13 protein-coding genes are annotated in these 11460 nt (G+C 56.6%); 8 read left to right on the top strand and 5 right to left on the bottom strand.

Features of this window, described 5'->3' with window-relative positions; translation table 11 throughout:
- The first annotated feature begins 456 nt into the window (after positions 1-456).
- The 7 genes from Q31a_RS28990 to Q31a_RS28965 all read left to right on the top strand — a co-directional run bounded on the left by Q31a_RS28990 (position 457) and on the right by Q31a_RS28965 (position 4150).
- Complete coding sequence (locus Q31a_RS28990) at positions 457-726, top strand: cupin domain-containing protein (RefSeq protein ID WP_231690991.1); 270 nt, start codon at positions 457-459, stop codon at positions 724-726.
- A 73-nt stretch (positions 727-799) separates the two neighbouring features.
- Positions 800-946, top strand: coding sequence for a hypothetical protein (locus tag Q31a_RS30590; RefSeq protein WP_197355893.1), 147 nt, complete (start codon positions 800-802; stop codon positions 944-946).
- A 171-nt stretch (positions 947-1117) separates the two neighbouring features.
- On the top strand, positions 1118-1492 hold the full coding sequence (locus tag Q31a_RS28985; RefSeq protein WP_145086191.1) for a response regulator: 375 nt from the start codon (positions 1118-1120) through the stop codon (positions 1490-1492).
- 101 nt (positions 1493-1593) lie between these two features.
- Positions 1594-2076, top strand: coding sequence for a DMT family transporter (locus tag Q31a_RS28980; protein WP_145086188.1), 483 nt, complete (start codon positions 1594-1596; stop codon positions 2074-2076).
- 53 nt (positions 2077-2129) lie between these two features.
- A complete protein-coding gene (locus Q31a_RS28975; RefSeq protein WP_145086186.1) occupies positions 2130-2921 on the top strand; it encodes an SDR family NAD(P)-dependent oxidoreductase in 792 nt (263 codons plus the stop codon).
- Between the two features lie 122 nt (positions 2922-3043).
- A complete protein-coding gene (locus Q31a_RS28970; protein ID WP_145086183.1) occupies positions 3044-3811 on the top strand; it encodes a DUF480 domain-containing protein in 768 nt (255 codons plus the stop codon).
- A 12-nt stretch (positions 3812-3823) separates the two neighbouring features.
- Positions 3824-4150 (top strand): hypothetical protein, encoded by a 327-nt coding sequence (locus Q31a_RS28965; RefSeq protein ID WP_145086178.1) that lies wholly within the window; start codon positions 3824-3826, stop codon positions 4148-4150.
- 22 nt (positions 4151-4172) lie between these two features.
- On the opposite strand, the gene Q31a_RS28960 is transcribed toward Q31a_RS28965, so the two are convergent.
- From Q31a_RS28960 to Q31a_RS28945, 4 genes are all read right to left on the bottom strand, one after another.
- The gene (locus Q31a_RS28960) at positions 4173-5180 is read right to left on the bottom strand and encodes a sigma-54 interaction domain-containing protein (protein WP_231691274.1); all 1008 of its coding nucleotides are present in this window, start codon (positions 5178-5180) and stop codon (positions 4173-4175) included.
- 194 nt (positions 5181-5374) lie between these two features.
- A complete protein-coding gene (locus Q31a_RS28955) occupies positions 5375-7777 on the bottom strand; it encodes a hypothetical protein (RefSeq protein ID WP_145086175.1) in 2403 nt (800 codons plus the stop codon).
- Between the two features lie 54 nt (positions 7778-7831).
- On the bottom strand, positions 7832-9211 hold the full coding sequence (argH, locus tag Q31a_RS28950) for an argininosuccinate lyase (RefSeq protein WP_145086172.1): 1380 nt from the start codon (positions 9209-9211) through the stop codon (positions 7832-7834).
- 54 nt (positions 9212-9265) lie between these two features.
- Entirely contained in the window at positions 9266-10099 is an 834-nt protein-coding gene (locus Q31a_RS28945) for a TrkA C-terminal domain-containing protein (RefSeq protein ID WP_231690989.1), read from the bottom strand.
- Positions 10100-10292: 193 nt separating this feature from the next.
- Here Q31a_RS28945 and Q31a_RS28940 point away from each other — a divergent pair, with 193 nt between their 5' ends.
- Positions 10293-10811, top strand: a complete 519-nt coding sequence (locus Q31a_RS28940; RefSeq protein ID WP_145086166.1) for a hypothetical protein — start codon at positions 10293-10295, stop codon at positions 10809-10811.
- Positions 10812-11057: 246 nt separating this feature from the next.
- Here the strand turns inward: Q31a_RS28940 and Q31a_RS28935 are convergent, their stop codons facing one another.
- Positions 11058-11321 (bottom strand): hypothetical protein, encoded by a 264-nt coding sequence (locus Q31a_RS28935; protein ID WP_145086164.1) that lies wholly within the window; start codon positions 11319-11321, stop codon positions 11058-11060.
- Positions 11322-11460: the final 139 nt, after the last annotated feature.

The following is an 11460-nucleotide window of genomic DNA, read 5'->3' as shown; positions in this document are numbered from 1 at the left end:
TGTCGAGCTGAGTTAGAGGAAGGTATCGGCCGCGTGGAAAGAAACGCTTGAACAGCGAAGATTGTTTTTTGAGGCCGTTGCGACTGCCTTCGTTTATGCCGATTTCTACTCTAGAATTCGAGCTGCCTGCTTAGGTAAGATGTGATGCCCGGCAGGTCGGCCTAATCGGTATAGTCTGGTGCGGGAGTCCGTGTTGTGTGTTCGTTTGTACACTTGGTTTGGGGCCCAATAGTGGGGCTTCGCTCCGTTTGTCTGACGAAAACTAGTTTTAGTCTCTTTCGTTGTCTTCGGAATAGACGTTAGAGTTTGCCTAGCTTAGTTGATTGTCCCCCCCCCTTAGCTCCCCAACAACGAGAGCCTCCAGGTATGGCTGAACTGACAAAGTCCTACGAAGTAGTCGATTACCCCTCGCTACCCACCATTCTGTGTCCTTGCGGGGTTGCTAGGAGGGGGTTGATGGATGTGGAATCAGTCCCATACTCGTTACACGTGACGGAAATTACCAAAAACGCGAAGGTCCACTATCACAAAGCGATCACGGAAACCTATTTCGTGCTTGAGTGTGAGGATGACGCGCAGATGGAACTTGATGGCGAACGGATTCCACTGCGTCCGCATATGGCGGTGGTCATCCATCCGAAAACTCGGCACCGAGCCGTTGGCGGGATGAAAGTGCTCATCGTGGCCTCCCCAAAGTTTGATCCGGCCGACGAGTGGTTCGATTGAGCGGTTGAAACAAGTCGCATGTCCCTGGAGGGGCTGGTGACCGGGAATCCTCAAGACAAGGAATAGAAGTATTGTGATTACCAAGGAAAGCCAAGCAGTCGTCTTTATCCTGCTCGCCTTTGTCTCGGGTATGGTGACAGCCACCTCCAGCGGTTGCGATGGCCGCAATGAAGTGGCAGTGCAATCGCAATCGGTAGGGCCAACTAGTGATTTGCAGTAGGTTGTGGCAGCACTCCCGTGAGGGTGTGACGCGCGTACCCGAGCGTCGCCGGATGGTCTTCGGCGGGGTGTTTGCTGGACGAGTGCCGCTGAGTCGGCAAACGTCCAGGCGCCTGTGCGATTCTTCGCTTGGTTTTCTCATTAGCAGTTAGAAGTTGGGTGGATATTATTGATGGCATCGCCAACCGTACTCGACGTCGGTAATTGTGCACCGGATCATGCCAGCATACAGCGTCTGGTGAAAACGGGCTTCAATGCGCAGCTTCTGCAAGCTCATGGCCCGAAGGATGCCCTGGCGATTCTACGGGAGACCCCCGTCAACCTCGTATTGATCAATCGCAAGCTTGACCGGGATTACACCGATGGGGTAGAAATCCTGAAGTTGATTAAGGCTGATCCAGAACTCAGGGCGATTCCTGTGATGCTGATTACGAATTATGCGGAGCATCAAGATGCTGCCGTCGCGCTGGGAGCGGAGCGTGGTTTTGGCAAGCTGGAGTTCCAGGATCCCGCAACGCATGAGAAGTTGGCAGCGTTTCTAGCCTAGAGATTCGATCACGCGGCTCGTCGCGCTCGGGAGATTTCCCGCGATCGACCGCTTAGCTGGCTTGCGCCACGCCAGCCAATATCGACCACGGCTTCCTCTGTATGCAAAGGGTTTGGACCGTGGAACGATTCTCCTACATATTCGCAGCCTTGGGCAGTCTCTTCGCTCTGGGAGCTGGTGCGGCGATGGCATTGCAGCCCGCGGTCAACGCCAAGCTGCGGGAGCAATGCAACCATCCCCTACAGGCCAGCGTGGTTAGCTTTGGGGTGGGGTTGCTAGCGCTTCTTGGTTTGGCCACTTTGCTGCGGGTTGGCGTTCCCTCCGTCGAACGCCTGCAGACGCTGCCAGCCTGGGCTTGGACGGGTGGCCTCTTGGGAACCTATATGGTGACCGTTTCTTTGCTCGTCGCACCTGCAATGGGGGCCACTCGCTGGATCGCATTGGTTCTGGCTGGCCAAATGGTCGTCTCCCTCGTACTCGATCATTTCGGGTGGTTGGGCTACGCGCAACACGCTTTTACCTGGCCACGCATCTTCGGTGTCTTGTGCGTAGTGCTGGGAGTCCTTATTGTCATGCGGAATTAGGGCCGAACCGAGCCGCTTGGGTAAACGATGTGATGCACAGTTAAGGTGGATAGATGAGTACGACAAAATCTCTGCAGGGCAAAGTAGCAATCGTGACCGGGGCGGCGCGTGGAATCGGGGCGGCTGCGGCCATCGAATTAGCGCGAGCCGGGGCGCATGTGGTGGTAAATGATATTTTGCCTCCCGATGATACGCTCAAGAAAATCACCATGGTGGGAGGAACGGGATCTGCTGGCGTAGCCGATGTGACCGATCGCGCAGCGGTCGACCAGTTGGTGCAAAGCACGAAAGACACTCACGGTAGAATCGACCTGCTGGTGACCAATGCTGCCTACAGCGACCGTGAGCTGTTCTATAAGGCTGATTTGGACGGATTTCAAAAGACGATTGATGTATGTCTGTGGGGGCCGTTCAATTTCGTACGAGCGGTCGCCAACGTCATGATCGAGCAGGGAACGGGAGGGGCTATGGTCTGCATCAGCTCTCCCCATGCCTTCAAAGCCATTCCCGGCGCGATGGCCTACAATATGGCCAAAGCAGCTACCGACCAAATGGCCAGGACCGCAGCTTGCGAATTGGCGGAGCATCGAATTCGCGTCAATATCGTGCATCCAGGTTGGACGGATACCCCCGGTGAGCGGAAGTTCTTCCACGAGACGGAGCTCAACGCTCGCGGAAGCGAGTTGCCCTGGGGACGCCTAGCCAAGCCTGAAGAAATAGCCCGCGGGGTTCTCTTTCTCTGCGAACCAGGGAGCGAGTATATTAATGGTGCCACACTCCCCATCGATGGTGGCGCGCTATTGCCGCACGAGCAGATGTTTCGCGTCAGTGGTCGACCGGGGTGAGCTGGAACTGCGGTGTCAGAACAGCGATTCACCTACAGCTCGGCTGCTCCACTCCCCAAATGCTTGAGCTGCACGGATTTCACGACCCTTTCGAGTATTCCTAACTCCACCAAGTACCCGCCATGGACGAACCCCTCGCTACGCCTCAACCAGCTGAGCCTCAAGGCCCACCGGCCCCCTTGCCTCCCAAGCATCGCCGCATTCTGGGCGTCTTGATGGAAAAGGCGCGAACGACGCCGGATGCGTATCCACTTTCACTCAATGGGCTGGTGACGGGATGCAACCAGAAAAGCAATCGCTATCCCCTAATGAATCTAACGTCCGAGCAGGTCGAGGATGAGGTGATCGCGATGCGCGAGGCGGGCGTTATCGCTGAGGTCCATGGCGGAGGTCGCGTCCCCAAGTACCGTCACTACGGTTACGACTACCTGGGAGTCAAAGGTGCGGAGGCGGCCATCATGACCGAGTTGCTCTTGCGTGGGGAGCAGACCGCGGGAGACCTAAGAAGCCGGGCCAGTCGATTCGAACCCATTGCGGATCTAGGCACGCTGGCAGCGCTGCTGACTAATTTGATGGACCGTGGGTTGGTCGTTGCGCTCACCCCGGCCGGACGCGGACAGGTCTTCACCCACAATCTCTACTTGCCGCAAGAACTCGAGCAACTGAAAGCTGAACACGCTGGCGGCAGCCCAGCAGCGAATCCGCAACCACGCAGTTCCACGAGTGAGCTGCATGCAGGCGAGTCGCATTCGGCAATGGCGGCAACCAAGGCTGCCCCACCGGCGAGTGCCGCAGCGCAAGAGGAGTTCGAGGCATTGCGAGAAGAGGTGGTGGAGCTGCGGATGTTGGTGGAGCAATTGACCGACCGTCTCGATCGTTTAGAGTCCTAGTGTTGGAGCCCTATGCCGCTCAGTCGACTTAAGTCATTAATGCTATTGTCGGAATGCACCGGGGATGAGATTTGGTCGCTGGAGCATTGTCGCGCGCGCGGTGTACCGTCGGCTTGGATTGCGGAGCTTGCCGATGGTTTCGAGTCGGGCTTTAGTCGCGACAGTCAGACGATCTACTTCGAGGATCGAGTGCTGAACCAATACGAAGGGATTCGGGATGTCGATCTGGCACAAGCGTTGGGCCGTGAATTGGGATTGGACGTGGAGACGCTCGTCGATCAAGCCGTCTCGCGCACGCACTTGGTTCGATTGATTCAAGAGGTGGCTGAAGAGGGATAGGCGTACTGGCCCACGGTCCTTGCTAGCCAGCGTCCTCGCTCGAGTCGGGGGACTCCAGGTTGTAATCCTTGACTTTTTTATGGAGCGTATTGCGATTGATCCCTAGTTTCGCGGCTGCTTTGGTTTGGACGAAATTGCAGTCGGCCAAGACGTGGGCGATCACTTCCTTCTCGATGCGGTTGACGACAAAGCTGTGGATATCCACTTTCTCCCGCTCCGCTTCGCGTACCCCTTGTTCGACCATTTCTTGGGCAAGCGTGTCAAAATCGACCCCACGCAGTGAAACGGTACGGCTACCTGGCGCCGCTCCGCGCACCACATCGGGGAGCAATTCGACCGTCAATTCGTCACCATCCGCCATCACGACTGCGCGTTCGATGTAATTCTGCAGCTCGCGCACATTTCCCGGCCAGTGGTAGTGCTGCATCAGCTCAAGAGCCTCCTTCTGAATGTGCACGACGAAGCGATTGTTGGCTTCGTTGTAATAATTCAGAAAATGGACGACCAGAGCGGGAATGTCTTCGGGGCGTCTTCGCAGAGGAGGGATATCAATGGGCACGACGTTAAGTCGCCAGTAGAGATCCTCTCGGAATCGCTCCTCTTGCACCTCGGTCGTCAGATCGCGGTTGCTAGCGGCAATGACTCGCGTATCGACCGTGATGGTGGATGTATCTCCGACCCGCTCAAATTCGCGCTCCTGCAGAACTCGCAGGAGTTTGACCTGTAGGATCAAGGAGGTGCTGTTAATTTCGTCCAGGAAGATCGTGCCGCTGTGAGCCGCTTCGAAGCGTCCCGTGCGATTGGATACGGCACTGGTAAACGCACCTCGCACATGACCGAACAACTCGCTTTCTAGCAAGCTTTCGCTGAGCGCCCCGCAGTTGACTTTTACAAACGGGCCCGAGCGACGATCGCTCAGCCGGTGGATGGCTCCGGCGATTAATTCTTTCCCGGTCCCCGTTTCGCCCAAGAGCAGGACCGAGGCATTGCTCTGAGCAACGCGGCGAGTTGTCGCGTACACCGCTTGCATGGCAGGGCTGGTTCCAATAATTCCGGGAACGGGGGAACCCGTATCAGGAATTTGTGGTTGGAATCCATACCGCGACATTTCCATGCAGCCTAATCCAGAGTTGAGATCTACGTAGTTGGTATCTCTAGTGCCGTCGCCTAATGGCTCCCATTGTCCCTAGGATTAGACTTACCACAAGCTGGCAGGCAACTGGGCTACCAGGATGGCGTGGGCCACTCCGCTTTTCCGGCATGCGCTTCACTCACGTCCAATACGTGACCGAGAGCTCTTAATGCTACCGGATCTTGTGGTGCCAGCTGGTTGTAGAGATCGTAGTTTGCCAGAATATCTTGCTGACCTAGCGACATTCCGAAGCTGCGAACCGAGCTACCGAAGGCTCGAGCGGCGGCGAGGCGATGGGTTTCCTCGAGTGACTCCTGCGATGCCATGGCGATTAGTTTTCGTTGGCTCTCGGCCGTTCCCAGTCCCGATAAAACATCGATACGCGCGCGAGGCAAAAAGTTGTTTGCCTCTACCATTAGATGGCTTCCAATATCTCCCAACGGGTAGAAAGCATATTGAGTACGATTCGCTGCAATCGTTGCTAGGAAGTCTCCAGCTTGAATCGCTAGCTGGCTTCGCTCGACTGCTGTCAAAGGAACGGTATCGAGTGAATTGGCAAGCTGCATGAGGACCCTCGCCATTTGCTGAGGATCGGTGGACAGTACCGAATGGATGACGCCAGGGGTTCGGTCAATCAATTCACGTTCGTATTGATACAGTTCGTCGGTAAGCACTGCGATTGGCAGCGCGCTGCTCCGCTTTCCCCCACGCAGACGCTGAATCAGCTGGAAAATGCTCTGATCCGCCACGCGGTCCACGATCACGACCAATTCGGTCGGAGTTTCGCGGTCCAAAGCAATGAAGGCGTTGCGGGCAGTGTTGGCTGACGAAGTCGCGGCCGACGTTTGCATCTGAATCTGATTTACGGCCGTTTGCCGACGGTCGGATTGGCCTCCGATTACCAGTGCGTGTGGGCCGTTGCCCAGTTGCATGATTTCCAGAGCCGTGTGCAGTGCTGTCTCAGCACCCAGGTAGGCATGCTGTGGGTTCAGACGTGCCAAAGTGCTGAAGGCCGAGTAACGAACGCTGGGGCGTGAGTCGAGAAGTCGTTTGCTGAGGAAGCCGAGTGGGGCTGTCGCAGCGGAATCCCCCGCATCTTTGCCAAGGAGCTCAATGGCGCGCAAGGCACCGCCATGCATCTGCCAAGTTGTCGCTTGGGTGTAAACTTGCTCTAAGAGATTGGTGGTGGTCAACTGGGTGGCAGTGAGGGGCAGCAGTAGATGGGACGCCAGTTGCGGATCGCGCAACTGAGGTGAAATTTGGTAGGCGCGCTGCAGCAACGCGGCGCCACAATCTCGCAGTTCATCCGCCGTGGCTGTGGGCAAACGCAAGCGTAAGCCAGCCAATTGTGCCAAGCGTTCCAAGGGAAGGTCTGCCGCCTTGGCCTCAACGCGCTCAATCGTGGCACCGTCGGTAGTGACTCGCCACAGTGTGATCGGGAGCATGGCCACCTGGCTGCGACGTTCTTGATACTCTGCCAGAGAATCGTCAAAACGCTTCGTCAATAACTTGCTAACAGCAGCCGGGCTCGGAAGCTTGCTGTGTTTCGCTTCTAGTTTCGCTCGTAGAGCGGTCTGGTGCTCTGTGGCTAAGAGAGGGGAGACTGTTGCAGCCCCCAGCTCCGGGTAAAAATGGGTGCCCGGCAAGTCGGCCAAGGCCATGAGGACTCGCGCCGCACGCGCTGGATCTTTGACCCAGCAAGCGGTCTGCAGGGCTTCGATGCCGTCGCGGCCAAACTCCAGGATGGTTCCAGCCAGCATTTCTGCTGGCACCAAGGCGTCCCCGGCGAGCAGTCGGTCGATCAAGCGTTGCACGGCGACTAGGCTTGCATCCTGCAGTCGCAATTGAGCCAAGCGTCGCTGGCCGGCTGACTTGCTGGCCAGCCGATCGATCCAGCCGTTGATCGAAGTCAGATCTCGCGCTAATTCGGCAGGCGCGGTAAAAATCTCGGAGATAAGCTTACTTTGGGCAGCGCTTAATTCCGCTTCCGGGGCCCGTAGACGGACCCACAGGGAGCTGCCACCACTGCGTGCTAGTTGGGCTAGCTCCTGTTGATTCCAGTTCAACGTTGCCAGATGGTCGAGCCATCGCTTGGCCTCGTCAAAGCGTTTGATCCGAACGAGCCAGGTCAGCGCCTTGGCCATTTCCTCGGGGGTCTCTGGCGGCTGTTGACGCACGGCTTGGACGACTGGGTCGGGATCGTCCTCAACCTCCGTGGCTGCGGTCGCTTCCGAGGCTGCAGCGGAATTGCCAGCGACAGGTGCGGCGGGCGCGAAGCCACCAAAACCATTGCCGTCTCCGGGATCGCTAGCCGCACCGAACGGGTTGACCGAATCCCCTGCAGTGGACTCTCCAAACGGTGATTCCCCAAACGGGTTCTGAGCCCACACCGTTGCAGAGTTCATCCAGGGTGGCAGGAGTAGAACGCAGGCGACGGCCATGATAAGCGGAGCGGCGGTTCGGTTATCGCGTCTCAAGTCGGTTTGCTCGTTCATCAGTTGTGCTGTTTCCGGGAGAAAAGCCAGAGTGAATTTCTGCTGCTTGCTCACCTATTGTAATTGCTCGCGCCAAGAATGAATCTGTGATCGTACTTGGTCCGGGCTACTCGACCCGTAGCTTTGGTAGGCTTTTACCGCTTTTTCCACCCCTAGGACCTCGCGGACTGATTCGTCGAGTTCCGGATGAGCTGTTTTTAGCTGTGCATCGGTCAAATCGGCTAGTCGCACACCACTCTCTTGGGCCATTCCAACTAGCGTCCCTACCAAGTGGTGTGCGGTGCGCTGTGGAATCCCACGAATCATCAAGTGTTCCATGAGGGTCGTGGCATCCAAGTAGCCTTGGTCCAACCGGCTGGCAATTGACTTCCGTTGCAAGACCGATTGTTCGACGATGGGGATGGCCAGTTCGAGGCAGGCTCGGACGGTCTCGAACGAGTCAAAGAGTGGGGGCTTGTCCTCTTGCAGGTCACGGTTGTAAGCCAGTGGCAAGCCTTTTACGAGGATCATGAGGGTCTGCAGATTCCCCAATACTCGAGCCGATTTGCCTCGGGTGAGCTCCAGAGTATCGGGATTAACCTTTTGAGGCATGATCGACGAACCGGTGCAGAACTGATGGGGTAGCTGGATGAAGTTGAATTCCACCGTGGACCACAGAATCCATTCTTCGGCCCAGCCACTGAGGTGTTCGGCGATCATGGCCAGGACGAAGCCGGCTTCGAGCACGAAGTCGCGGTCGCTACTGACATCGATGCTGTTGGCTGCGACCCGTTCGAAATCGAGTTCACGGGCCGTCGCGTCACGATCGATGGGAAGCGTGGTGCCCGCGCAGGCCGCAGCGCCCAGCCCGCAGACGTTCACTCTCTTGCGACAATCGGCGAGCCGCTCGCGATCTCGCTGGTATTTTTCGATGTAGCACAGCCAGTAGTGAGGGGCCAGTACCGGTTGGGCGCGTTGCAAGTGCGTGTAGGCGGGCAGGATGATGTCGAAATCGCCATCACACCGCGACAGAAACGCGCGCTGGAGCTCTTGTAGAAGAGCGTCGATGGTGTCCAACGCTTCACGCACCCACATGCGGAAGTCGGTATTGACCTGATCGTTGCGGCTGCGAGCGGTGTGCAGCTTCCGCCCCGTGTCGCCAATGAGCTCAATCAGGCGGCTCTCGATATGCATATGGATATCTTCCAGCTCATTGCGAAAGGGCATCTTGCCCTGCTCGATCTCGGTTTCGATTTCGCGGAGCGATTGCTCAATGGTCTGGAATTCTTCTTCGGTTAGGAGTTGCTGTTTTGCCAGCATCCGCGCGTGCGCGATCGAGCCTCGAATATCATGCCTAAAGAGTCGGTGGTCAAAACTGATGCTCTCGCCGAACGCCTCGAGTCGTTTGTCAGTGGAGGCAGAGAATACGCCGCTACGCGAGGGGGATTGGGTCAATGCTCTAGGTCCTTGGTTCGTGAATTCAAAAGTTGAGTCTGGAGATCTTGTGAGCTAGCTGGGAGGCCCTACGGCGGATTGGGGTTCCGATTTTTTCACCTCATCCAGTCGCGTGACGTGCTCGGCATGCTCCTGGTCGCCAGCCACCCCCGCCTGGCGCCGGTCAAGCCGACGAATGGCTTGCTTATTACCGTACAGGATAACTGTATCTTTGGCGGAAACCATGTCTTGGGCTCGTGGAATGCCCTGGTAAATGCCATCCGTTCGATGAATGCCCAAGACGAGGATGCCTTCGTCCGAGAGACGCAACTCCCTCAAAGACTTGCCTACGAGCCAGTGCTTGGAGTCGATTCGCATCTCGAACACGGAATAGCCGTCCGCCAACTGAAGTAGGGATACGTAGTCGCGGGTGTCCAAGTCGGTAAATTTCTTGAGTGCCCGCCCAATCACCTTGTTGAGTTGCCGCTCCACTATTCGACTGGACGAGATCCCCCACAGAGCCAAGAGGCCGACGGTCAGGACGATGGCGACCAGGACTTGGTATCGCAAGCTCTCTCCAATGGAACTGCTCAGCGAAACCATCACCGTGGCGACGACGGTGGCCACCCCCACATTTCCCATCAACATCAGCATCATGACGATGCGACGACGGACGGGATGATTGACGATACTTTCGGATTCACGCGTGGTGTAGCCGACCCCCGTAAATGCGGAGCGGGCCTGGAAACGGGCCGCCTCGCGAGAGAGTCCGGTAAACATCAATGCCATGCTCGCGATACGATTGACGATCAACGAAAGTGCTAAGGCAGCTAAGAGAGAGAAGACACCAGCCACGATGAGGACAGTTTTCAGAGGGATACGCGGATCTGCTCGGCAAGTGGACGCCAACGGAACTTGCCTACAGTTTGTCACGATTGTATGGATTGAATTGGCGATTGCTACGGGATTCAATGCGCAGTTTGCTAAGTTTGTCGGACTTGCCAGTGCCCATAACCTAGTGTTCGAAGGATTCTAGCTGGTTGCTTCATCAGGACGCTCCAGTTTGATCACAACAGGTATTTCTTCCCGTGGGATAGAAGCAATGGGTTTCGTAAAACGCTATTGGATCGCAGGGCTGGTGCTAAGCTTGGTAATTATCCATGCTGTAATCATCGGTTACGTTCGCTCCGAAGCGACACGCATCAAAGTGACCGCCAGTGCGGAAATTCCGTTGGGATTGTACTATGTGCAGTCGGAGGATCGCAATTGGCTGACACAATTGCGCGTGCATCTACTGGTCACGCCGGAACGTCGGATTGCCTCCAAGGCGACGATCGAACACCATCGTTGGCAACTGCATGAAGCGGTGGAAGAGAAGCTCAGGCAGCTCGACCCGTCCCTGTTGCGGGATGCCGTGCTGCTCGAGATCAAGGATCAGATCAAGTTGGCGGTCGAAGAGACCTTGGAAGAAGGAATCGTTGAGCAAGTCGTGGTCAATGATCGCATCGACATTCCCATCGATCATTTTGACTATCAGAAGCCCACCGATGTGACGCATCCCGATTCCATCTACACCTCAGCGCCAGCAGCTGACGTGGATTTCGATGAAATCGAAAAGTAGCGAGTGTAGAGACAACGGACGGACTCCAGCATTCGTCTCTAATCCTCAATTCTTCTGGGGCTCAATAGCAGAGGATGCTACGGGGGCGGACACCATTCGGCGAATGGGCCGTGCTAAAGGGCGGTCGTGCAGCGGGATTCGAGGTATTTTCCTGGGCGAATCTTTGCGGTTAAGCCGTTGCACACGGTTCACGACCGATTCGATTCCGTCGTCGACGGGCCAGCACAGCAGACGTGCCTCATCGCATCAGTTCCCACTCGATTGCATGAAGGCGGCGCGGGCGAGGTAAAGGACTAGTATCGAACCGCAGAACAACCAGATCGTGCGACGTTGAACGGCACCGAACTTGGCACTGCGTGGGGCCGTCGAGAATAGCAGGGTGACCGGAGTATAGAATGGGTCTGATCGTTCACTGTCCGTGGGTTCGTCGATGCGTTGGAGAAGCACCAGTGACCGCACGCCAGCGATCAGCAGCCCAACGGATAGTAGTGTGAGTATTGCTGGAATCACGATGTCTACCGCCTACACCAAGAAGCTCTTCGCGTCACCGTCTTGCGCACAGCCTGGGATGGCGAGCATCCAGCTCATGTTACCATAGCGAGCCTACACTTCCGCCGTCCAGCCACTCTACTCCATCCACTCAGTTCGC

It is taken from the genome of Aureliella helgolandensis (assembly GCF_007752135.1).
GTDB lineage: Bacteria > Planctomycetota > Planctomycetia > Pirellulales > Pirellulaceae > Aureliella > Aureliella helgolandensis.
The sequence above is the reverse complement of the archived record's forward strand: the minus strand, read 5'-3'. Positions and strand labels throughout refer to the sequence as shown.